We start from the raw sequence: 23518 nt of genomic DNA, 5'->3' as shown, positions 1-23518 counted from the left end.
TAAAACTCAAAAGTGGCGTTACTGCCAATGAGCTTTATGCCAACGAAGTTAGGTTTATGTGCTTTTCTATGAGCTTGTCTTTGACAGACTGGGCAAGATTAGTACTAGCAGATACACCAAATGAGTTTATTCTGGCGGGAGTCGCTGATATTTTTATTATTTTTTCCGCTTAGGGTTGGGATTGCTTGGCTAATAAAGAACAGCGAGCTGTATGGTCGACAGAAAAATTATTTATTCGTTATTTTCCATTTTTGTGCGATGCCGCTGGACGTTTCGCTATATATATATTGTCCATCAGATGAGAAAGCCAAGGCAATAATAGCGGCGGCCTCATTGCCCCATATAACGTCTTTTTTTGGCATCCATGTGTTAAGCAGGCTGCCTGTTTTAACATCCCATAAGTCAATTCGTTGATTGGGCCTACCTGTAAGTAGGTGCTGGGAGTCGGTTGAGAACTGGCTAGCGGAAACAGTCATATACCTCATAGGAAGCTGGCTTAGTTTATCGCCAGTTTCAGTATCCCATAGTTTGGTTTTTCCTAGGGATGCATTACTCATCGCATAACGACCATCATCAGATAAAGCGACATTAAATATTTTAAAGTTTTGGCGCCATTGTTGGGTCAACTCTCCAGTTTTAAGGTCCCAGAGCTTTGCGTATTGATCATTAGCTCCTGTAATAGCGTAACGTCCGTTGTGTGATAGAGCGACAGTATTAACAAAACCATTGTGCTTGAAGCTGTAAATGATTTTTCCATAATAAAGATCGAAGTAATAGGCTTTGTTCGATTCCATGCCGATAAGAGCATGTTGACCATTGCTTGAAATAGCGATATCTGTAATATTAGGAAAGTCCCAATAGCCAATAATTTTGCCACTTTTGACTTCCCATAAAGCAAGGGAGTTACTCTCAGCGGTAATGGCAAACTTATTATTAGCAGATATTGCAGTGGCGATAATGCCTTTATTGTTATCGGTGTGTTGCCAGCGGTGTAGTACGGTGTTGGTAGCTACTTCAATGAGTTGTGCTACACCATTTGTTATAGAGACAAGGGCTAGTGAACCGTCTTTAGATAGGCTTGCATTGAGTAAGCCCGCTTTATCATGCACCCATTGTTGCTCGACATCGGTCTGATATTGACACGCTTGGAGTAAAAAAATAAGGCTAATAAGATAAATGTTTTTTAAAAAAGGACTCATCTTAATAAGGGGCGTCGGGTTATTTGAAAATACGTTTTAGTTTTAATTTTAATTGAGCGAACATGCTGAGTGGTTTTTTGAAGGACTCCTCCGTTATCGGCTCAATCTTGTGACCTTCCATAAAGGCTGTTAGTACCTTATTAAAAGCCTTTGGTTGTTCTAATTGTGGGCTATGACCAACGCCATGAAAGGTATGAAATCGGCAATTATCAATATGCTGTTGCATATTTTTTAGTGGTTGTAGGGGGATAACGCTATCTAAGTCACCATGCATAATTAAAACAGGGAATTTAAAGTGCTTTAGTAAATGTGTGCCATTCCATTTTTTTAACGTGGACAAAAAACCATTAAATGCTTTTATATCCATTTTAAGAGCATCTTCAACGATCAGGTTGAGATAGAATTTATTGTAGTTGAGCCTCGGCATGGCTTTTTTAAAGGTGGTCATTAACAGCTTACGTTTTAAACCAATAGTGCCTAGGAAGTGAAAGATATGTTCGGGCGAAAAAAAAGAGCCCTGGTTGGAAATATTTTTTAATGATGCCATGCCTTCAGCAGGGGCAGGAGCAACCAAGGTTAACGTAATAATTCGATCAGCATTAGTGCCTGCTAACTGTTGGGCGACAGCACCGCCTAATGAATGACCAACAAGGTGAAATTTATCTAGCTTTAGTTGGTCGGCAAACTGCAGAATGTCTTCGCTGAGCGTTTCTATATCGTAGCCACTGCTAGTGACTTCACTGTCACCACAACCCCTGAAATCGGGTGCGTACCCTTGGAAGCCATTAGGCAACTGTTGTAAAAAAGGTTGCCAATAATGCCAACTGCCAAAATTGCCATGTAGCAGGATAATGGGTATATCGCCGTTTGATTGGTGCTCGTAATGGACGTTAAGGTGTTCAAGTTGAATAAAAGGCATAGTGTTAGTGAACCCAGTTCAATTTATTGTGTAAGGAAACAACGGAGCCAATAATAATTAAAGTAGGTGGTTTTGGTTTAAGCTGGTCCACTTTATCGGCGATATGTAATAAATCAGAAATGATGACGCGGTGATCTGCTGTTGTGCCTTTTTGAATGAGGGCGACAGGGGTGCTGCCTGATAATTGTCGTTCAATAAGTTTTTCACTAATTTGCCGAAGTCCAATTAGCCCCATATAAATCACAATAGTTTGGTTGGGTTTGGCCAGTTGGTCCCAGTCTAAATTGACCGTATTGTCTTTTAAATGCCCCGTGACAAACATGCATGATTGCGCGTGATCTCGATGAGTGAGTGGGATGCCTGAGTAACTGGCGCACCCAGATGCAGCTGTGATACCGGGAACCACTTCAAAAGCGATGCCTTCATCGATAAGCGTTTCAATTTCTTCACCACCGCGACCGAACATAAACGGGTCGCCACCCTTTAGTCGTACAACACGGTTGCCTTCTTTGGCCATTTTTATTAATAAGGCGTTTATGCCTTCTTGCGGCACACTATGTTTGCTGCGTTGTTTACCGACGTATATACGTTCAGCATCGCGACGGGATAAGTTTAGGACTTCGTTAGATACAAGACGGTCGTAGATAATGATATCTGCCAATTGAAGTAACCTTAACGCCTTTAATGTTAATAATTCAGGGTCGCCTGGGCCTCCGCCTACAAGATAAACCTTGCCGTTTGTAGCGACATCAGGTGCTTTATGTAGAGCCTGTAGCAAGCCTTTTTTAGCCTCTTCATGCTGCCCTTGGTAACTGAGTTCGGCGACAGGGCCATTGAAAATAGTTTCCCAGAAAATGCGTCGTTGCTTGATGTTGGAGAAGTGATCTTTCACAGCCTGACGGCATTCGGCAGCAAGGCTTGCTAATTTCCCTAAAGATTGTGGGAGCAGCGTTTCAAGCTTTGCACGCATTAAGCGAGACAAGACAGGCGCAACACCGCCACTTGAGATGGCGATGGTCATCGGAGAGCGGTCAACAATGGCAGGAAAAATGAAGCTACATAATTGAGGTTGATCTACAACGTTAACGGGAATGTTGTTTGCCCATGCTTCAGAGGAGACTTGAGCATTTGTTTGTTCGTCATTGACGGCGCAGATAACTAGATGAAAGTCGAGGGTGTCAGTTGGTTTAAAAGCTCGGTTAATATGGTGTATTTGCTGATCAGTAGCCAACTGAGATAATTCGTCTGATAGCGTTGGAGCAATAACAGTGACATTAGCGCGAGCCTCTAATAACAGGCGAGCTTTTCGAGTAGCCACTGAGCCCCCGCCAACTAGTAGACAGTTTTGTTTATCAAGTTTATGAAAAAGCGGAAGGTAATCCATGGTCTATTTTAACTCTGAATGTCGAAAACAGGTAGTTAGGTGATCATTAACAAGGCCAGTAGCCTGCATGAGCGAGTAACAAATGGTTGGGCCAACAAAACTAAAGCCCCTTTTTTTTAAATCACGACTTAGTCGACTGGACATGTCTGTTTCGTTCGGCACTTGTTCGGGTCGCTCCCATTGGTTGATAAGTGGCTGATGGTTTACATACTGCCATAAGTAATTAGAAAAGCTACCAAACTCTTTTTGTGTCTTTATAAAAGCAATAGCATTTTTGACGCTGGCTTTTATTTTAAGTTTATTACGTATGAGTCGTTCGTCTTGTAATAGGTGATTTACTTTTTTGTCGCTATACTTCGCGACGATAGCTGGGTCAAAATGATCATACAGCTCACGGTAAGCTTCACGTCGTTGTAGCACTGTTGACCAACTAAGGCCTGCTTGAGCGCCTTCAAGAATCAGGTATTCAAATAATTTGTGTTCGTCTGTTAAGGGTACGCCCCATTCTTGGTCGTGATACAGAATATCGAGTGGTTTTTGGGCCCAAGGGCAACGTGTCTTATCACCCATGGGTTATCGCAAGGTAATAATTGGCCAATCGTTTTTAATGGCGTGATGCTTCAGTTGTTCATCTGGGTCAACAGCCACGGGGTGGGTGACTTTTTCCAATAGGGGAATGTCATTATGTGAATCACTGTAAAAAGTGCTATTACTGAGGTCGGCCTGATTATCAGCAAGCCACTGTGTTAACCGGGATACTTTCCCATCTTGATAGCAAGGAGTGTCAACATATTCTCCAGTATATCGACCATCAACGAACTCGGGCTCTGTTGCCAATACTGTTGGGATGCCGAAAAGCTTCACAATAGGTTCGGTAACAAAACGATTGGTGGCGGTAATTACCATTAAGGTATCGCCTTTATTACGGTGTTCTTCAACTAGGTCCTGCGCTGCGGTTAGTATCAAAGGGCGAATTTTTTCATCAATAAACTGCTCGCGCCACTGATGCAGCTTTTCAACGGGGTGCTCGGCAAGAAATGATAATGCAAAACTCAGGTACTCACCGATATCCAGCTTACCTTGACAGTAATCGTTGTAGAACTGGGTGTTTGCTTTTGCGTAATCATCGCCATCGACGAGTTTTTTCTCAACAAGAAACTCGCCCCAAAGGTGGTCACTGTCGTCACTAATTAAGGTATTGTCGAGGTCAAAGATGGCAAGGCTCATGGGCGTATTATGGTTACAAGTAGGTTATGAGGGCTACATCAATGTTGCTAGAGGCGCTAGCCCCCATTAATGTGATTTAACTGTAAGTCTGACATAAATATTGGTGATTCCCAATCATTTTGTTATGGATGGTCGCACTGTGTCTAAACGTGGCTATAATAATCAATATTAAATTTTAGTTTAACAAATGAATCATGATTGATGACGATGGCTACCGACATAATGTTGGCATCATTTTATGTAGCCAACACAATAAATTGTTTTGGGCACGGCGTGCGAATCAAAGTGGTTGGCAATTTCCTCAAGGCGGCATGAATGAGGGTGAAACTCATGAAGAGGCGATGTATCGTGAGTTGTATGAGGAGATTGGTTTAAAACCCGAGCATGTTGAAGTTGTTGGAAAAACAAGAGAGTGGGTTTATTACGACTTACCTAAACGTTATGTTCGTAGGGATCGTTCACCAGTGTGTAGAGGTCAAAAGCAGATTTGGTTTATGTTAAGGCTGGTGGGTGAAGAAAAACATATTACATTTGATAAAACGGAGACACCAGAATTTGATAGCTGGCGCTGGGCTGATTATTGGGAGCCGGCTTTCGATGTTGTGTATTTCAAGCGTAATGTGTATTTAAGTGCATTAACCGAAATGTGGTCTTTTTTATTCCCGGGGATTACGCCTAATATTTTTAAAAAATAACTAATACCCAGCAGAGTTTTGATCGAGGTTATTGGGGGTGGTTGCTAGTCTGATAACATCCGTGTGTATCCCGCCACTGGTTGTTAAGCTCAGCCAACGATAACCAGGTGCTATATTGTCTATAGCAAACTCTTGGCTAAAAGGCTTAAATTGGAAGCAGGTCGATGGTGTTGAGTAGACGGGACTACCCGCAATGGTACTGCTGAACGATTGGTGGACGTGCCCATGAATAATGCCTTGCACGCTTGGGTTGTTCTCGATTAAATAAAGAAGAGGCGCTGGGTTTGCAACGCACATACTATCTAGCCATTGGCTGCCGACAGGCTTTAATTGATGATGCAAACAGATGAGCACATGCTTATCGGGATGAGCATCGATTTCTTGCTGGAGGTTGGCTACCTCCTGCTCGTTTAGAGTCCCGCCTTCTTCACCGGGTGTTTCAGAGTTGAGAAATGCAAAGAGCCATTGTTTATGATGTAAAAAAGGCTGGTACATCACGGGTGGTGTTGAAAACAGGCTGGTTAAGGTGCTGGAGGTGTCATGATTGCCAGGAAGCACGTAACACGGGATGCCGAGCTTTTTTAAATGCTCAATCAGGCGTTGGTAAGACTGAATGGAGCCGTCTTGGCTTAGGTCACCAGTGAGAAAAATAAGGTCGGGTGGCCAGCTTTGTTGTTGTGCTAGGCTTAAAATGGACAGAAAGCTCTCTTCAGTGTTAACTCCTACCAATTGATCATCAACAGACGCCATCAGGTGCATATCAGTCAGTTGGAGAACTTTTATGCTCGAAGGTTCGCAATGAGCAGATGAGAAAACGTTAGCTTTTTTCAAGAATCTTTTGGAACAATTTAAAGTTTCTCTAAGTATAGCCGCTGATTTTAAAATTGCGCTGAGAAAGAATAGATCCTTAAGCGATTTTTTTAATCATCACCATTGAGCGGCGAGTTTGGTTGTAACGGAGGCGTTTCTCAGCCGGTAAATCATTCAGGGTGGCGGGAGAAAACCCTTTTTCTGCGAACCAATGGCTGCTTTGTGTTGTGAGAACAAACAAGTGGGTTAACCCATGGCTGCGAGCTTTATTCTCTATCATGCTCAATAAATATTCGCCCCGTTCCCCAGTGCGGTAATCGGGGTGAACAGCTACGCAAGCTAACTCGCCCATCAGCTCATCGGGGTATTCGTACAGGGCTGCGCAAGTTGTTATTAAGCCATCTTGTTCAATCACATGAAATTTATTAATATCCATTTCAATGGCTTCACTAGGGCGGTAGGCAAGAAGGCCTTTTTCTTCTAAGGGCCGAATAAGTTCGATAATACCATGGAGGTCATTAATGGTAGCGGGGCGTGCGTCTTCAAAGGGCTGAATGCTGATCAGTGTGCCTGAGCCTTGCCGAGTAAACAGTTCTAATTGCAGCCCACCATTAATATTTCGGTCAATTAGGTGAATTCGCTTTACACCTAACTGGCTGGCGCGAATGGCTTCTTGCAAGTGCAAGTAAGCATCGTCTTGTTGATTGTCAGAGGACGTTAATAGGGCTTGTGCTTGCTCGGTAGTTAATTGGCGAATGAGTTTGTTTTTCTTGGTGAGAATCTCCGCTCGCTCGGTCATTATGATGAGTTTATCAGCTTTTATTTCGGTCGCTATTTCGGTTGCTATTTCTTCACTACGTAAATTAAAGACCTCACCGGCGGGTGAATACGCCAAGGGTGAAATAAGAACAATTTGGCCTGCATCCAGCGTTTTAGAAATGGTTTCGTTATTAACGCGGCGCACAGCCCCTGTAAACTGGTAGTCAACCCCATTAATAATACCGAGTGGTTTTGCAACGATAAAATTCCCAGAAGCAATATTAATGGTCGAGCCAGAAGAGGCGAGATTGGCTAGACGAGTTGATAGCTTAGCTTCAATATTAGTATGTGTTGTTCCTGCGGCCTCTTTTGCTAATTCAAGGGTTAGCTTATCTGTGACTCTAAGGTGTTGAAAAACACGGCTAGGGTGCTGGTGTTCATGTAGTTTCTTCTCTAGCTGGGTGCGGATACCGTGAACTAGGATAAGACGAATACCTAAGCTATGAAGTAACGCAATATCCTCCATTAATGTTGAGAATAATGTGTCATCGATAGCATCACCGCTAAAGTTTATGACAAATGTTTTCCCCCGATGGGCATGAATATAAGGGGCCGTATTCCTAAACCAATTAATAAATTGATGAGGGGCTATCGGCTCACCTTTGCCAAACCGAGGGAGGGGATTATGTTTACCTTGCTCGAGGGATATATTCAGTTCGTTGGCTGCGTCGATAATGCTCTTCATGGCAGAAGAGGGCACTCGCCCATCGGTACCATGCTTGCTTTTTGGGTAAGTCCAACGGTAAATAGTGGCGGGGTCTTTATTAATGGCCTTAGCTAGCTGCTTTACGCCTCCAAACTGCCGAATAATAAAATTTGCATCATCTTCCATGCGGGAATATTATATTTTTATTGCATTAATTGCAAAAAATATTAATTTTTTGCAATTAAAAGCCTATTTTATGCAAATATTAGAGATTATTTTTTGCATAAAGTTGCAATAAGGCGTTATTTGATCCGCAGGAATGTATTCATTAGCTTGGTGAGCCTGGTCAATGTTCCCTGGTCCGACGACGAGGGTCTCAAGGCCAAGTCTATTAAGAAAAGGTGCTTCTGTGCCAAAGGCAACTGCTTCGGCTTTTTTGCCAGTCAGAGACTCGACCATTTGAGTCAGTTTTGCATTAGCGGCTGTTTCAAAGGCCGGTACGCCAGCAAAAATAGGGCGATGAGCTAGCGTCAGTTTACTGTCGATAGAAAGTATGTTGTTGAGACGTTTTTGCAGGTCGGCCCTTAACGTGTCGATATCCATGCCAGGTAGTGGTCTGATATCTATTTGAGTTTCGCAGTGCGAGCAAATTCTGTTGGGGTTGTCGCCACCATGTATAGATCCGATATTCATCGTTGGTGAGGTTATAGCAAAACTTGGGTTTTGGTGTTTGCGTTGTAAGTCATCACGCCATTTTAATAACTCGTTGATGACTTTATGCATCCCTTCGGTGGCGCTAGCGCCTAAATTAGGGTTGCTAGAGTGGCCAGCTTGCCCGGTAACAACAAGAGACTCCATCATCACACCTTTATGCATGCGAATGGGTGTTAACCCAGTGGGTTCGCCAATAATGGCATACTTAGCATGATGGAACTGTTTTTTGGTGAGTGCTTGAGCCCCAGTCATTGCACTTTCTTCGTCTGCAGTGGCCAGTATTGTAAGTGGTCGTTTGAAATCCTTAGGATTAAAGCGCGAAGCAACATCGATGGCCAGCGCGAAAAAAGACTTCATGTCAGTACTGCCTAAGCCATAGAAATGGTTGTTTTTTTCGGTAAGTTTAAAGGGGTCTTGTTGCCAGTGATGTTCATCATAAGGCACTGTATCGGTATGCCCGGAAAGGACCAAGCCATCTGCACCTTTGTGGTTAGGGCCGATGGTGGCGATGAGATTGGCTTTTCCCGGGTGGTTTGAAAGCGGTTCAACTGAGACAGTGAAGCCAAGATTTTCTAACCAATCGGCCAGTAAGTGAATAACTGGAAGGTTGCTCTGGTCGAGCGACTGATTAGTGCTGCTGACTGATGGCGTGCCAATTAAGGCACGCATCATGTCAAGCATATTAAGTGGTGTGATCAAGGCTTATGAGTACAAGCCAAAAAGGAGTGGGATCATCCTAATTAGCTGGTTTTATCAGTCACAGCGCCTTCTGAAGCTGAACTGACCAATTTTGCATATTTGGAAAGAACGCCACGTGTGTAACGCGGTTTAGGTTGTTTCCAATTTGCAAGACGTTGTTGAATGACCTCATCGTCTAGGTGCAGACGTAACTCATTTTTTACGCTATCAATCGTAATCGTGTCGCCATCTTCAACAATAGCGATAGCCCCACCTTGAAACGCCTCGGGAGTGATATGGCCCACCACAAAACCATGTGTTCCACCAGAAAAACGGCCATCAGTGATAAAGGCAACTTTATCACCCAGTCCTCTGCCCATAATGGCTGATGTTGGCGCTAACATTTCTCTCATGCCGGGGCCGCCTTTAGGCCCTTCGTAGCGAATAACCAAAACATCGCCTTCCTTGATGGATCCACTAAGGATGCTGGCCATCGAATCTTCTTCAGAGTCGAAGACGCGAGCGGTTCCTGTAAAACCAAGACCTTCTTTGCCGGTAATTTTAGCGACAGCGCCTTCGGAGGCAAGGTTACCGTGAAGGACAACGAGGTGACTGTCTTTCTTGATGGCATTGTCTAGCGAATGAATAACATCTTGATCATCTGGGTAAGGCGCAACATCAGCTAAGTTTTCAGCTAGCGTTTTACCGGTAACGGTTAAACAATCACCATGCAATAAACCAGCATCTAAGAGAATTTTCATTAATGGTTGAATGCCACCAATTTCAATTAGTTCACCCATGGAATATTTTCCACTGGGTTTTAAGTCGGCGACCATTGGCACGCGTTTACCGATTTCGGTAAAGTCGTTTAATTTAAGGTCAACGTTGGCGCTATGTGCCATTGCTAATAGGTGAAGAACAGCATTGGTTGATCCGCCTAGGGCAATCACAACGGTAATAGCGTTTTCAAAGGCTTTACGGGTCATGATATCGCGAGGCTTGATGTCGAGCTCTAGTAATTTTAAAACAGCTTTACCGGCATCTTCACAATCTTTTTTCTTATCCGTTGAAATAGCTGCTTGAGCAGAACTGTTCGGCAAGCTCATGCCCATCGCTTCAATAGCAGAGGCCATGGTGTTTGCGGTGTACATGCCTCCGCATGAGCCAGCACCAGGAATCGCTTTTGATTCGATGGCGTGCAATTCGTCGTCATCAATCTGGTTATTTGCACGAGCGCCTACGGCCTCAAAAACTGAGATGACATCTAATTTACGTTGTTTATGGCAGCCCGATAAAATAGTACCGCCGTAAACAAAAATAGCTGGGCGATTTAGACGCGCTAATGCAATCATGCAACCGGGCATGTTTTTATCACAACCACCAATAGCAACAACACCATCAAAACCTTGACAGCCAACTACAGTTTCAATCGAATCGGCGATCACTTCACGAGACGTCAGCGAGTACTTCATGCCTTCGGTGCCCATTGAAATACCATCAGAAATGGTAATGGTGTTAAAAATAACCCCTTTGCCACCGGCTGCATTAACGCCTTTGGCTGCGTCATCGGCTAGGCCATTAATGTGCATATTACACGGGGTCACCATTGCCCATGTGGAGGCGACGCCGACTTGTGGTTTTTTGAAATCTTCATCATTAAAGCCAACCGCATGAAGCATTGCACGACTCGGTGCGCGTTCCATACCATCCACTACTTGGGAGGAAAATTTTCTGCTATCGTTCTTTTTGTCTGACATATTGTGCTCGTATAAGTTGGGTTAATTAGAATGAAGATTGCCAAGATGATTTTTTACGCCAACTAACTTTTGGAAGTATAAAACCAAGGATAATACCAAGTAGTAAGACGCCGGAGCCGACTAGGAACCAATCTAACGCGTCACTATTTATCAGCATATCATTTTCTCTTTTCAGGCTTTCTAGTTCGCGTTCAATTGTTACGACGCGTTGTTGAAGCTGGTTACGTTCTTCAAGAATTTGCACGGCATTACTGGAGGTTTCCTTTAATTGTGCTAATTCACGTGATAATGCAGTGTTGATTTCTTTTAACTCAGAGGTTTCGGTATCTAGGCTGCCTTTTTCTGAGCTCAGCTGAGTCAATTGTTGGCTGGTATCGCTGAACTTGGTTTTAAGCGCTGCCAGCTCGGCTTCAGCCTTGGCTAAACGAGATTTGGCTGAAGGGGTTTTGTTTAATAACCGTGATAAAACCCAGCCTTCGCGCGAGTTACCTAGTTTGATTTTTGAATAACCGGATGGTCGGTCAGTCTCGATCACGTTGACCATTTTGCCGCTTTTTAGTGTGGCGATAATACGGTGCTTAGAGCTTTTGCCAGAGCGAACCATGATTTCGAGCTCATCTGAGACATAAGCGGGTTGCGCCATGATGGCAGTACTTGTTAAAAGAGTGAGTATCAATAGTATTTTTTTCACAAAACGACCTTTATATGTAAGGATTGGATTCATTATTCCATTAAAAATTCTAGTAGTGCTTTTTGAGCATGCAAGCGATTTTCAGCTTCGTCCCAAACAACACTTTGTTTTCCGTCAAGCACTTCTGGGCTAACCTCTTCGCCACGGTGAGCAGGTAAACAATGCATAAATAAAGCATCAGGCTTGGCAACAGACATCAGTGCTGAATTAACTTGATACTCTTTGAAGGCTTGCTCGCGTACTTTTTGCTCTTCTTCTTGCCCCATGCTGGCCCAAACATCGGTGACAACAAGGTCAGCGTCACGGGCGGCTAGTTTAGCATCTTGAAAAAGTTCTACATGACTAGCCGTGGCGGAAAGTAAGGCTTGCTCTGGTTCGTAACCGACCGGGCAGGCAATAGTGAGTTGGAAGTCGAGTAATTTTGCCGCATTCATATATGATTGGCACATATTGTTTCCATCACCAACCCAGCACACACGTTTCCCTTTGATATCGCCACGTAATTCAAACCAGGTTTGTAAATCGGCCAATAACTGACAAGGGTGGAAACGATCGGTTAAGCCATTGATCACAGGCACTTTGGAGTTGCTTGCAAATGTAGTCACGGTTTCGTGGTTGTTGGTACGTAACATGATACCGTCTACCATGCGGGAAATTACACGCGCAGAATCTGCAATGGGCTCGCCTCGTCCTAGTTGTGTGTCGCGAGGGGACAAAAATAATGCGCTACCACCGAACTGCGTCATGCCGGTTTCAAATGAGATGCGAGTGCGGGTTGATGATTTTTCAAAAATCATCGCGAGAACTTTATTCTTTAAGGGCTCATGAATAATGCCATCAACACGCATTTTTTTTAATTCGATAGCGCGCTGGATGATTGAGCGTAACTCGTCGGCGCTTAAATCGTTCAGGGTAATAAAATGACGTGGTTTCACCATAATAGATACTTTACAGAAAGAATGGGTTAGTGGGCAATAATCAAGTCGCTAACCAATGTGGTTATTTGTGCGGCTTCATCATCGCTAATAGTGAGCGGCGGCAGTAATCGCACTGTATTGCCGGCGGCTACATTAATGAGTAACTTCTTTTCAAGCGCTTTATTGACCAAGTCCAAACACGGGGTTGATAGCTCAATGCCAATCATTAGCCCTTTTTGCCTAATCTCTACAACGTGCTCGCAGTGTTTTAGGTTTAACTTAAATGCTTCAGCCATTTGAGTGCCTAGCTGGGTGGCGCGGCTGGCGAGTTGATCACGTTCTACAATTTCAATAACTTTTAAAGCAGCAGCGCAGGCGAGTGGGTTGCCACCAAATGTTGAGCCATGGCTGCCAGCAGTGAGCAAGCCGGTGGCTTTTTTAGACGTCAGGCACGCACCAATAGGTACGCCATTTCCTAAGGCCTTGGCCATTGTAACAACGTCGGCTTGGATGCCATTTTGTTGGCTGGCTAAGAAGCTGCCGGTGCGGCCAACACCAGTTTGCACTTCATCCAGCATAAGTAGCCAGTCATTCTTTTCGCACAAGTCACTTAATTTATTAAGGTAGTCTGCGCTAGGAATGTTAACCCCACTTTCACCTTGGATGGGTTCAACAAGCACAGCGACGATATTGGGCAACTGTTTTGAAAGCGTGTCGAGAGCGTTGATGTCGTTGTATGGGGCATGATAAAAGCCCTCAGGAAGCGGTGAGAAGCCCTCTTTTATTGCCAAATTACCAGTTGCTGTTAGGGTCGCTAATGTACGGCCGTGAAAGCTTTTATCCATAGTAACGATAATAGGGTTTTGGATATTTTTGCTGTGAGCAAAGCGACGGGCTATTTTAATAGCGGCTTCATTAGCTTCTGCACCTGAATTAGCAAAAAAAACATCATTCATGCCAGTGAGCTCGCAAAGCTTGTCAGCCAGTTTTTCTTGTTTATCAATATAATAAAGGTTCGAGGTGTGCATTAGCGTATGGGCTTGATCACTGATGGCACTAGCGACTTCTGGGTGAGCATGACCTAAACCACAAACAGCAATGCCTGATAGAGCATCAAGGTATTTATTGCCGTTTTCGTCCCACAGCCAAGCTCCTTCGCCTTTGAGAAAGCGAACCGGCATTGAAGCGTAAGTTGGCATAATATGGTGGTGCATAACGAACCTTATCAAGTTGTATTATGGTACAAAAACAAAGGCAGCCAAATCTGGCTGCCTATTTTGTTGATCTATCATTATAATTCTCTATATGAAAATCAGCAACTAATCAACTATGGATGCCATTGAGTTAAGTATCTTTTCAAGTCGAATTGAGTCTATTTGCGATGAAATGGGGGCCGTTTTACAGAGGGCAGCCTTTTCGCCAAATATAAAAGATCGTTTGGATTTTTCATGCGCTATTTTTGATGCGCAAGGTCAATTGTGTGCGCAAGCTGCCCATATTCCCGTTCATTTAGGCAGTATGGCGTACGCAATGCAAGATATTGTTGAGCAGGTAGATTGGCAGCCTGGCGATATGCTGGCACTTAATGACCCTTACTTAGGTGGAACGCATTTGCCTGACGTGACGCTGGTATGCCCTGTATATATGAATGGGAGGCGAGTTGGTTTTGTTGCTAATCGTGCACATCATGCCGATATAGGTGCCGAGACGCCAGGTTCTATGCCATTGGCAACGCATTTAGATGAAGAGGGGTTGGTTATTTCACCGACAAAGATTATGCGAGGTTACCAAGTATCTGCGGAGTTTGAACAAATAAAGCAGGCATTACGTCATACGATTGAATCCACTGGAGACTTTAATGCGCAAATCAGTGCAAACCAGCGAGGGGCGCAAAGATTATTGTCTGTTGTGGAGGACATGGGTGCTGAGAAATATGAGCGGGCATTAACACACCTTAATGAGTATGGTGATCGTTTGATGTTGCAATTATTACAGCGTATTCCAGTCGGAGTTTATCATTTTGAGGATGTCATGGATGATGATGGTCTAGGTGCTAAAGATATCAAGATCAAACTCAGTTTAACAATTAATAATAGCGAAGTTATTGCTAACTTTGCGGGTACAGCCAGCCAGGTGACAGGTAATATCAATTGTCCTTTATCAGTAGTGGCGGCGGCTGTTTACTACGTCTTCAGATGCTTAATGCCAGTTAATACTCCGGCGTGCTTTGGTGTTTATCGTCGAATTAAAATAATAGCGGAACACGGTTCGTTCATTAATGCGATAAAGCCTGCTGCCGTGGCAGCTGGGAATGTGGAAACCAGCACGCGATTGGTGGATGTGGTGATCGGCGCGTTAGCGCAGGCTGTTCCAGAAGAGCTTCCGGCCGCTAGCCACGGCAGCATGAATAATGTGGCAATGGGCGCTAAAGCTGAGGGTGTTAGTTGGAATTACTATGAAACGATTGGTGGTGGAATGGGCGGGGGCGCCCTGTTTGATGGTTTGTCAGCGGTGCAAACACACATGACCAATACCCTAAACACGCCTATTGAGTCTTTAGAGATGCATTACCCTCTGAGGGTTAAGCGTTATCAGGTCCGCAGTGGTTCGGGTGGAGAAGGAAAAACTAAAGGTGGCGATGGGTTGATTAGAGAAATAGAGTTCTTGAAACCGGCGCATATTACTTTGTTAACAGAACGAAGGAGGCATAAACCATGGGGGGTATTAGGTGGGCAGGCAGGAAAGTGTGGTGAAAACTGGCTAAATGAAACGCGTTTAGCCGCAAAAGTTAGCGTGGATGTTAATGTGGGTGACTGCTTGGCAATTAAAACACCGGGCGGTGGAGGCTATGGAGTTTAGACTTATTCTAAATATTCAGGGTATAATTCAAGAAATTGTTTTTAAAAGGTGTCGATATGTCTGTAAATGAACGAATAGAAGATCAACTAAAAAATCACGCCGTTTTATTGTATATGAAAGGCACGCCGTATTTCCCACAGTGTGGCTTTTCGAGTAAGGCGGTGCAAATTTTACAAGCATGTGAAGTCGAATTTGCTTACGTTAATATTTTTGATGATGACGAAATACGCGAAGGCCTGAAAGAATATTCAAGCTGGCCAACATTCCCTCAGCTTTATGCGAACGGCGAATTAGTCGGAGGTGCTGATATTATGATTGAAATGTTTGAAAGCGGAGAGCTGAAAACTATGCTGGATAAAATTAAGGCTGCTTAGCAAAGGCATCCCATTGATTAACGATCTTACAAAATAAAATAGCGGTTTGCTCGGCGTCATATAGCGCCGAGTGGGCTTGCTCACTATCCCAGTCCATGCCAGCGGCTTTGGCGGCCTTAGCTAATACCGTTTGGCCGTATGCGAGCCCACCTAAAGTAGCCGTATCAAATGTGCTAAAAGGGTGAAAAGGATTTCGTTTGATTTGTGTGCGTTCTACCGCGGCATTCATAAAACCAATATCAAAAGCAGGGTTGTGCCCAACCAAAATAGCACGGGTGCATTGTTGTGCTTTTACAGCTGCCCTTACGGGGGCAAATAACTTCCTAAGAGCTTCTTTTTCATCAATTGCTAGGCGGAAAGGGTGATACGGGTCAATACCGTTGAACTTTAATGCAGCAGGGTCAAGGTTAGCGCCTTCAAAGGGGATGATGTGCTCACGATGAGATGATTCAATAATAAGCTGCCCCGATTCGTCCATAGCGGGAATGACAACTGCCATTTCAAGCAAAGCATCTGTTGTGGCATTAAACCCGGCGGTTTCAAGGTCAACGATGACGGGTAGATAACTACGAAAACGATTGGCCATTGTGTTTACATCAGAATTTAGCATTTTCTCTAGACTAACAATTTAGGAATATTTCGCTATAATAAGTCAAGCAGCCTTTGGCGGCTTTATAAAGTTGCATTAAAAATTACTAAGAGAGAGTTCTCATGAGATTATCGGTGTGGTTTAGAAAAGGAATTGTGTGTATGTTTGTTGCCATGGCGGCTTTATTGTCCGGCTGTGCATCGCTAACCTCACAAGAAGAAAATGACCCTTTAGAGTTTGTGAATAGGGGGGTGTACAAGTTTAATCAAAAAGCAGATGAATATGTTCTTGAGCCTGTTGCAAAAGGTTACCAGTATGTAACACCTGATATTGTCGACCAAAGCATTACGAACTTCTTTAGTAATTTAGATGACGTGGTGGTATTTGTTAATGACATTCTACAGCTTAAGTTTAATCAAGCCTTGTCGGATGGTGGTCGTGTGCTCGTTAACACAACGGTGGGTGTGCTTGGTTTTGTTGATATGGCTACAGACATGGGGATGCCAAAAAACAATGAAGATTTTGGGCAAACATTAGGGGCTTATGGCGTAGGCACAGGGCCATATGTTGTGCTGCCTATTTTAGGGTCAAGTACGTTGCGTGACACGCTAGGTATTTATGCAGATACGTTTGTTGACCCTATTCAGCAAATTGATGATTCTGATGCAAGGTGGGCGACGATGGTGCTCAAAGGTGTAGATACCCGCGCTGATTTGATTAGAGCAAAGAAAATTGCAGACCAAGCTGCGTTAGACCCATATGAGTTTGAAAGGAGTGCGCACTTCCAGCGTCGTAATTATTTAATTTACGATGGAAACCCTCCGTTGGATGATGAAGATATTTTCGATGACGAATAATTAGAGTACACAAAAAAGCCCCGTTTAAACGGGGCTTTTTTTATTGCTTTAGCTACAGTCTAAAGGTTATTTCATTTTCCACTGTAAAGGGGTTTCCTGACGAAAAGGCGTTAACGATTGTGTGCCAAAAGAATAGCTAGGCGGTGCTTGCCAGCTTTCTTTGCTGAGTGTTAACGTCTGTTTGTTTCTTGGTAAGCGATAAAAATCGGGCCCATAAAAACTACTGAACCCCTCCAGCTTATTTAGAGCGCCTTCTTTCTCAAAGGCCTCTGCATAAAGCTCAATAGCGGCATAAGCAGTAAAGCAACCTGCGCAGCCGCACTGGTTTTCTTTAGCCGTTGTTGCGTGGGGGGCGCTGTCGGTGCCTAAAAAGAATTTCGGGTTGCCACTGGTGGCCGCTTTAATCAATGCTTGCCTATGTGTTTCACGTTTTAAGATGGGTAGGCAGTAATTGTGTGGACGGATGCCGCCCGCTAATAAGTCGTTACGGTTGAAAAGGAGGTGTTGTGGTGTCAACGTGGCGGCGGTGTAGTTGTTTTCAAGTACAAAATCAACGGACTGCTGCGTTGTGGCATGTTCTAAAACAATGCGTAGCTCAGGAAATGTATTTCTGATAGAGGTAAGGTATTTATCGATAAAGGCTTTTTCCCGGTCAAAAATATCAATATCTGTATCGGTGACCTCTGCATGGACCAATAACGGGAGATCATGTTTTTGCATTTCTTCTAACACAGGAAAGAGTGCAGATACATCTGCGACACCGTTAGATGAGTTAGTGGTGGCGCCTGCGGGGTATAGTTTTGCTGCAAAAATATAGTCACTTTGGCTGGCCTGTTTGATGTCTTCGATCGAGGTGTCGTTGGTGAGGTAGATCGTCATCAATGGTTGAAAGCTGCTTTTTTCTGGTAAAGCGTCTAAAATTCGTTGTCGATAAGCACTGGCTCGTTCAGCACTAACAATAGGTTGTGCCAAATTAGGCATCACAATGGCTCGTTGAAATTGCCGGGCACTAAAAGCAACCGTTGTGTTGAGGGCGGGGCCGTCGCGTAAATGTAAATGCCAATCGTCTGGTTTAGTAATGGTCAGTTGAGTCGTCATATTTGTATCAATCGCACGATGAAGCTATAAAAGTGCGTTTATTTTACATACATTGCTTGCTATAGACCTCGTAAATCATTGAAAATACCCAGTTGTGTTTAGTGCAAGCGTATAACAAGAACAACCGATCAGTATTTGGAGTGAAAGAAATATGCCTATATATGAATACCAATGCGATGCATGTAAGCATCGTTGTGAAGCATTGCGTAAAATAAGTGATGCGCCATTAACAAAGTGCCCTGAATGTGGGGAAGATGCATTGAGCAAGCTTATGTCAGCCTCAGGCTTTCGTTTAAAAGGCGACGGCTGGTATGAAACAGACTTTAAAAGTGGAAAAAAGAAGAATTTAGCAGAAGGCTCATCAAAAAAGTCGAGCGAGACTAAATAATTACAGGCCTTTTCTGAAAAAGGTATATCTAGCGTGATAACTGTCAGGCTACTCAAAAAAACATAACGGTAAGGAAATAAAGATGATGCGTAGTCATTATTGTGGCGATATTAATGAAAGCCACTTAGACCAAGAAGTTGATATTTGTGGGTGGGTCCATCGTCGCCGAGATCATGGAGGGGTTATTTTTATCGACTTACGTGATCGTGAAGGCATAGTCCAAGTGGTCTTTGACCCGGATCGTGCCGAGTCATTTGCTATTGCTGAAAGTGTCCGTGGTGAATACGTATTGAAGCTAAAAGGCCGTGTGCGTCCTCGCCCAGAAGGCACGGTTAACGAAAAAATGAGAACGGGCAAAGTCGAATTGCTTGGTTTGGATTTAGAAATTCTAAATCGTTCAGAAACAACGCCTATTCAAGTGGATGGCGATATTGATGTGAACGAAGAAACGAGGTTACGCTACCGTTATATCGATTTACGTCGCCCAGAAATGTTGGAAAAAATTCGCTTGCGCCGCGATGTGACGCTAAATTTGCGTCGTTTCTTGGAAGATGAAAATTTCTACGAAATTGAAACACCGTTCTTAACCAAAGCGACACCGGAAGGCGCGCGAGATTATTTAGTGCCAAGCCGCACGCATGAAAATAGCTTCTTTGCATTGCCGCAGTCGCCACAGTTATTTAAGCAACTGTTAATGATTGCAGGTATGGATCGTTACTATCAAGTCGTGCGTTGTTTCCGTGATGAAGATTTACGTGCCGATCGTCAGCCAGAGTTTACTCAGTTGGACATTGAAACCTCGTTTTTAGATGAAACTGAAATCATGGGTTTAATGGAGGGCATGATCCGCCGTTTATTCAATGAAGTGATCGAAGTTGAATTGCCCCAGCAGTTCCCTCAAATCACTTATGCAGACGCGATGGATGTTTACGGAACAGATCGTCCAGACCTACGTAATCCATTAGTGCTAAAAGACGTGGGTGATTTAATGGCGTCTGTTGAATTTAAGGTATTCTCAGGTCCAGCTAATAGCGAAGATGGCCGTGTTGCCGCGTTGCGAGTACCAGGAGGCAGTTCGTTAAGCCGTAAAGATATTGATGGCTATACCAAGTTTGTAAGCATTTATGGTGCAAAAGGTTTGGCCTATATAAAAGTGAATGACCGCGCGGCAGGCATTGACGGCTTGCAGTCTCCCATCTTGAAGTTCTTGCCGGATGATGTGGTTGAAAGCATTATGCAAAGAACAGAAGCGCAAACAGGGGACATTGTTTTCTTTGGAGCGGACAAAACTAAAGTTGTTAATGAATCGTTGGGTGCGTTACGCGATAAAATCGGTCAAGACCAAGGGTTACTGGAAGGCGATTGGAAACCCGTTTGGGTTGTCGATTTCCCGATGTTTGATTGGGATGAAAAATCAAACCGCTGGAATGCCATACACCACCCGTTTACAGCGCCATCATGCAGTGCGGATGAGTTGAAAGAAAACACGGGAAAAGCGTTATCAAGAGCATATGACCTCGTGTTGAACGGCACAGAAGTAGGTGGTGGTTCCATCCGTATTCATAAAACCGAAATGCAGCAAGTGGTATTTGATTTGCTAGGAATGGACGCAGTGGAATCACAAGAAAAGTTTGGCTTCCTGTTGGATGCCTTAAAGTATGGGTGCCCTCCACATGGCGGTATGGCGTTTGGTTTAGATCGCTTGGTGATGCTGATGTCAGGTGCATCGACTATTCGTGACGTAATGGCGTTCCCTAAAACACAAACAGCTGCGTGCCCGTTGACATCTGCACCGGCGACGGTTAGTGATGCTCAGTTAAAGGAGCTTGGTATTCGTTTAAGAAAACCCCCTGTGGTTGAAGAAAAATAAGGATCTGTGATGGCACTTGCTATACAAAATTATTCATTATTGAGCGACGAAGAATGTGATCAACGCATTCAAGCAGCTAAAGAAAAACTGGGTGAGCGATGTGTCATTTTAGGCCACCATTATCAGCGTAATGAGGTGTTTAAACACGCCGATGTAAGTGGTGACTCACTTAAGCTGTCTAAGTATGCAGCAGAGTCTAAAGCAGAATATATTGTGTTTTGTGGCGTACATTTTATGGCGGAGGTGTCAGATATACTGTCACGCCCAGAACAAATAACAGTGTTACCAGATCTAGCAGCTGGCTGCTCTATGGCAGATATGGCAAACCGTGCCAATGTAGAGCGTAGTTGGAAAGAATTAAATACTCTGATCAATGCAGATGAGCAAGTAACGCCCGTTACTTACATTAATTCAGCCGCGGACTTAAAGGCCTTTTGTGGGCAGCATGAGGGCATTGTTTGTACATCATCCAACGCGCAGCAAGTATTAGAGTGGTGTTTCGAAAAGCGTGAAAAAATATTATTTTTCCCCGATGAGCACTTGGGTAGAAATACCGGTTATCGCATGGGGATCCCACTTGAAGAAATGGTTGTCTGGGATTTTAATCAACCGATGGGTGGCTTAACAAAAGAACAAATTGAAAATGCAAAGATGATTCTTTGGAAAGGGTTTTGTTCTGTGCATCAAATGTTTCAAGACAACCAGATTGATGACTTTAAAAAGAAAAACCCGAATGCAATTGTTGTGGCGCACCCAGAAGCTAATTTTGAAGTGTGTGAGAAAGCCGATTATGTTGGCTCAACCGAAGCTATTTTAAAAACAGTTCGTGAAGGTAAAGCGAATACGCAATGGCTGATTGCAACAGAGCTGAACCTAGTCAATCGTCTTAAGGAAGAAGTGAAAGACCAAGGCAAGCAAGTTCATTTTATGTCTCCAACCGTTGCGATGTGTTCAACCATGTTTAGAACAGACCCTCAGCACTTAGCATGGGTGTTGGAAAATTTAGCTGAAGGGACTGTAGTTAATCAAATACAAGTCAATGATGATGACAAGCAAATGGCTAAAAAAGCACTAGAGAATATGTTATCGCTTTTTTAGAGGGTCACTATCTTTAGTATTTATGGCCTGCGAGAGAGGGCTGCCTACTAAAACATAAACCTAGTATAGTTTTCTAGCTATTAAAAAGAAGCGTCAGTCTTGTGAGGTGGACGAAAAATCAAGTTGGCTGCTCTCTTGATTTTGCTTTCTTTATCTTATTGAGTATATCCTTAATTTGTTTTAACTCAGTATCTCTGCGAAGGTGAGTTTTTTCGTTAGCAATGTCAATCCAGCCAATAACTTGCTCCGCATGTTCGAGTTGGTTTAGGCGAATTAAAATATCTGCCATTTCAAATAAAGGGTGTAGAAAGTTAGGGCTAATATCGTAGGCTTGCTGAAAGGTGTTGAGAGCACCTAATATATCTCCGCTAGCGCGTTGGGCCTTACCTTTCATGTAATAGTAAACAGCGTGCGTGGGTGCTTTTTTTATCACGACGTTTATCCATTCGAGATAATTTTTACGCAAAGGTGCGCAAACCTCCTTTTTTAAACACCCAGCTATTTGGTCTAAGGCTAATTGTGTGGACGGGGTGAGCCTGTTGTGTTCAAGCCGTCTTAATGTTTCAACTTGTAAGGCGTTTGGTATTTTCTGATCGTGAATGGCTAAAATATTTTGATAATGCAGTGCGTAAGCGGTTTCATTAGGCTCGAGAGTCATTGCTTTTTTTATGGCTTCAGTGGCAATTTCTATGTCGCCAGCCTGGTGCGCCGCATTACTGAGCAAAGCCTGTATAGCTGGTGAGTTTGGATGATGTTTTGCTTCATAATACGCCAATGACTGATAGTTCCCCCATTGTTTTGAACGAAGCCAGGTGGTGCTGCCTAAGATAAGGGCAACAAAAACAATGCTTATAATAACTTTCTTGGTTTCTAGTTTGGCCAAAGGAATGAGGGAAAAAACAGCAATGATGATGCCTATAGACGGTAAATTGTTGCGGTGTTCATGAGCGATTTCTAAAGGAAAAAATGTGGACTCTAATAAATGCCCAATGAAAAACCATCCAATGCCTAAGGCAAATAACGGGTTCTTTTTTCGATAATAAAAAGCTGTGACCAGTAAGCCAAGGATAAAAATGATAGATGTGATGGTTGTCCACGGAGTGAATAACGAGGTTGACAATGCAATGTCATCATGAAATAAACCAAAGCCATTAATGCGAGGAATGAGTATCAGTGAAAGATAAAAACACAGAACACGTGACTCAGTTAAAACGCGCTCTAACATAGTAAAAGGGCGGTTGTTAAAGCCGCCAGAAGCATAATCAATAGCCCACCAAACAGTGGCGATAAATAAGCTGCCAATAACGACTAAACCCAAATTTTGTTGTTGTTTAGTTAGTCGATTAATAACTGACCAAGGTTTCTCTTTTAAGTAGAGAAGCAGTTCAATTAATATAATTATCAAGGGGGTTAAAACAGCATTCTCTTTGCTAAATAGTGCGAGAAGCAAGCTCGTCAAGCTAGCAAAAAATAAGCATCCTACGCGCCAAGTATAGCCTTGAGATAACCAACGGTTACGAGCACAAAGGTAGAGAATAATACAGCCTAGACTAAATAAGGTGCTCAGTGATGTCATGCGTTGTACGACATAGAGCACGCTGGTTAAGTTTATGGGGTGCAGCGCCCATAATAGGCTAACGCCACTGGCAAACAAAAAGGCTATGTTTGTGTTAGGTGTGGTGTTGATTCGCTTAAATAACTGAAAGCACAGAAGATAAACCAATAGCGCATTAAGGCAGTGGATGATGATATTAGTTAGCTTAAATATGGATGCAACGTACCCGCCGGCAAAATAATAATTAAGAGCAAAACTTAGAACGGCAACTGGTCGTTTTAGCGGGCCAGCAGAGCCTGATAAGCTACTGTTATATAGACTATAAAAGGATAGATTGTCTATCCTAAGTAAAGAGTTGGAAATGATGTTTGATG

The 23518-nt window shown here is 43.5% G+C and carries 22 protein-coding genes; 7 read left to right on the top strand and 15 right to left on the bottom strand.

Going from position 1 to position 23518, the window contains the following annotated elements; genetic code table 11:
• Window positions 1-227 precede the first annotated feature (227 nt).
• From CPC19_RS11765 to CPC19_RS11745, 5 genes are read right to left on the bottom strand one after another with little or no spacing between them, the layout of a single operon-like run.
• Window positions 228-1199, bottom strand: coding sequence for a WD40 repeat domain-containing protein (locus tag CPC19_RS11765; protein ID WP_016391017.1), 972 nt, complete (start codon window positions 1197-1199; stop codon window positions 228-230).
• Window positions 1200-1218: 19 nt separating this feature from the next.
• Window positions 1219-2118: an alpha/beta fold hydrolase gene (locus CPC19_RS11760; RefSeq protein WP_016391016.1), complete on the bottom strand. Its 900-nt coding sequence runs from the start codon at window positions 2116-2118 to the stop codon at window positions 1219-1221.
• A gap of 4 nt (window positions 2119-2122) precedes the next feature.
• Window positions 2123-3502 carry a siroheme synthase CysG gene (gene cysG, locus CPC19_RS11755; protein WP_015005085.1) on the bottom strand — a complete coding sequence of 460 codons (1380 nt, stop codon included), beginning with the start codon at window positions 3500-3502 and terminating at the stop codon, window positions 2123-2125.
• A gap of 3 nt (window positions 3503-3505) precedes the next feature.
• Window positions 3506-4072, bottom strand: a complete 567-nt coding sequence (locus CPC19_RS11750; protein WP_015005086.1) for a DNA-3-methyladenine glycosylase I — start codon at window positions 4070-4072, stop codon at window positions 3506-3508.
• 3 nt (window positions 4073-4075) lie between these two features.
• Window positions 4076-4729: an HAD family phosphatase gene (locus CPC19_RS11745; RefSeq protein ID WP_016391015.1), complete on the bottom strand. Its 654-nt coding sequence runs from the start codon at window positions 4727-4729 to the stop codon at window positions 4076-4078.
• A 194-nt stretch (window positions 4730-4923) separates the two neighbouring features.
• On the opposite strand from CPC19_RS11745, the gene CPC19_RS11740 reads away from it, so the two are divergent.
• Window positions 4924-5424: an RNA pyrophosphohydrolase gene (locus CPC19_RS11740; RefSeq protein WP_015005088.1), complete on the top strand. Its 501-nt coding sequence runs from the start codon at window positions 4924-4926 to the stop codon at window positions 5422-5424.
• Here CPC19_RS11740 and CPC19_RS11735 read toward each other — a convergent pair whose 3' ends face one another.
• The 7 genes from CPC19_RS11735 to CPC19_RS11705 all read right to left on the bottom strand — a co-directional run bounded on the left by CPC19_RS11735 (window position 5425) and on the right by CPC19_RS11705 (window position 13670).
• Entirely contained in the window at window positions 5425-6183 is a 759-nt protein-coding gene (locus tag CPC19_RS11735; RefSeq protein ID WP_016391014.1) for a metallophosphoesterase, read from the bottom strand.
• Window positions 6184-6331: 148 nt separating this feature from the next.
• Window positions 6332-7885, bottom strand: a complete 1554-nt coding sequence (gene argA, locus CPC19_RS11730) for an amino-acid N-acetyltransferase (RefSeq protein ID WP_016391013.1) — start codon at window positions 7883-7885, stop codon at window positions 6332-6334.
• A gap of 63 nt (window positions 7886-7948) precedes the next feature.
• On the bottom strand, window positions 7949-9094 hold the full coding sequence (gene argE / locus CPC19_RS11725) for an acetylornithine deacetylase (protein WP_016391012.1): 1146 nt from the start codon (window positions 9092-9094) through the stop codon (window positions 7949-7951).
• Between the two features lie 59 nt (window positions 9095-9153).
• Entirely contained in the window at window positions 9154-10848 is a 1695-nt protein-coding gene (ilvD, locus tag CPC19_RS11720; RefSeq protein WP_035851111.1) for a dihydroxy-acid dehydratase, read from the bottom strand.
• A 25-nt stretch (window positions 10849-10873) separates the two neighbouring features.
• Window positions 10874-11539, bottom strand: a complete 666-nt coding sequence (locus tag CPC19_RS11715; RefSeq protein WP_223253196.1) for a TIGR04211 family SH3 domain-containing protein — start codon at window positions 11537-11539, stop codon at window positions 10874-10876.
• Between the two features lie 32 nt (window positions 11540-11571).
• Entirely contained in the window at window positions 11572-12477 is a 906-nt protein-coding gene (gene argF / locus CPC19_RS11710; RefSeq protein ID WP_015005094.1) for an ornithine carbamoyltransferase, read from the bottom strand.
• 26 nt (window positions 12478-12503) lie between these two features.
• A complete protein-coding gene (locus CPC19_RS11705) occupies window positions 12504-13670 on the bottom strand; it encodes an aspartate aminotransferase family protein (RefSeq protein WP_015005095.1) in 1167 nt (388 codons plus the stop codon).
• A gap of 115 nt (window positions 13671-13785) precedes the next feature.
• Here CPC19_RS11705 and CPC19_RS11700 point away from each other — a divergent pair, with 115 nt between their 5' ends.
• Both CPC19_RS11700 and grxD read left to right on the top strand, forming a co-directional pair.
• Window positions 13786-15315, top strand: coding sequence for a hydantoinase B/oxoprolinase family protein (locus CPC19_RS11700; protein ID WP_016391009.1), 1530 nt, complete (start codon window positions 13786-13788; stop codon window positions 15313-15315).
• 56 nt (window positions 15316-15371) lie between these two features.
• Window positions 15372-15689, top strand: coding sequence for a Grx4 family monothiol glutaredoxin (gene grxD, locus CPC19_RS11695; RefSeq protein ID WP_016391008.1), 318 nt, complete (start codon window positions 15372-15374; stop codon window positions 15687-15689).
• Here grxD and rnt read toward each other — a convergent pair.
• Window positions 15676-16299: a ribonuclease T gene (rnt, locus tag CPC19_RS11690; RefSeq protein WP_015005098.1), complete on the bottom strand. Its 624-nt coding sequence runs from the start codon at window positions 16297-16299 to the stop codon at window positions 15676-15678. The two genes, grxD and rnt, sit on opposite strands and share 14 nt — an antisense overlap.
• Window positions 16300-16400: 101 nt before the next feature.
• On the opposite strand from rnt, the gene CPC19_RS11685 reads away from it, so the two are divergent.
• Window positions 16401-17135 carry a VacJ family lipoprotein gene (locus tag CPC19_RS11685; protein ID WP_236610550.1) on the top strand — a complete coding sequence of 245 codons (735 nt, stop codon included), beginning with the start codon at window positions 16401-16403 and terminating at the stop codon, window positions 17133-17135.
• A gap of 66 nt (window positions 17136-17201) precedes the next feature.
• Here the strand turns inward: CPC19_RS11685 and pyrC are convergent, their stop codons facing one another.
• Entirely contained in the window at window positions 17202-18233 is a 1032-nt protein-coding gene (gene pyrC, locus CPC19_RS11680; protein WP_016391007.1) for a dihydroorotase, read from the bottom strand.
• Between the two features lie 151 nt (window positions 18234-18384).
• On the opposite strand from pyrC, the gene CPC19_RS11675 reads away from it, so the two are divergent.
• The 3 genes from CPC19_RS11675 to nadA all read left to right on the top strand — a co-directional run bounded on the left by CPC19_RS11675 (window position 18385) and on the right by nadA (window position 21589).
• Window positions 18385-18621: an FmdB family zinc ribbon protein gene (locus CPC19_RS11675; RefSeq protein WP_015005101.1), complete on the top strand. Its 237-nt coding sequence runs from the start codon at window positions 18385-18387 to the stop codon at window positions 18619-18621.
• 82 nt (window positions 18622-18703) lie between these two features.
• Window positions 18704-20491, top strand: coding sequence for an aspartate--tRNA ligase (gene aspS, locus CPC19_RS11670; protein ID WP_084709607.1), 1788 nt, complete (start codon window positions 18704-18706; stop codon window positions 20489-20491).
• A 9-nt stretch (window positions 20492-20500) separates the two neighbouring features.
• The gene (gene nadA / locus CPC19_RS11665; RefSeq protein WP_015005103.1) at window positions 20501-21589 is read left to right on the top strand and encodes a quinolinate synthase NadA; all 1089 of its coding nucleotides are present in this window, start codon (window positions 20501-20503) and stop codon (window positions 21587-21589) included.
• 118 nt (window positions 21590-21707) lie between these two features.
• On the opposite strand, the gene CPC19_RS11660 is transcribed toward nadA, so the two are convergent.
• Window positions 21708-22994, bottom strand: coding sequence for a lipopolysaccharide assembly protein LapB (locus CPC19_RS11660; RefSeq protein ID WP_236610549.1), 1287 nt, complete (start codon window positions 22992-22994; stop codon window positions 21708-21710).
• Window positions 22995-23518 lie beyond the last annotated feature (524 nt).

Source organism: Cycloclasticus sp. PY97N (assembly GCF_002443175.1).
Taxonomy (GTDB): domain Bacteria; phylum Pseudomonadota; class Gammaproteobacteria; order Methylococcales; family Cycloclasticaceae; genus Cycloclasticus; species Cycloclasticus pugetii.
The sequence above is the reverse complement of the archived record's forward strand: the minus strand, read 5'-3'. Positions and strand labels throughout refer to the sequence as shown.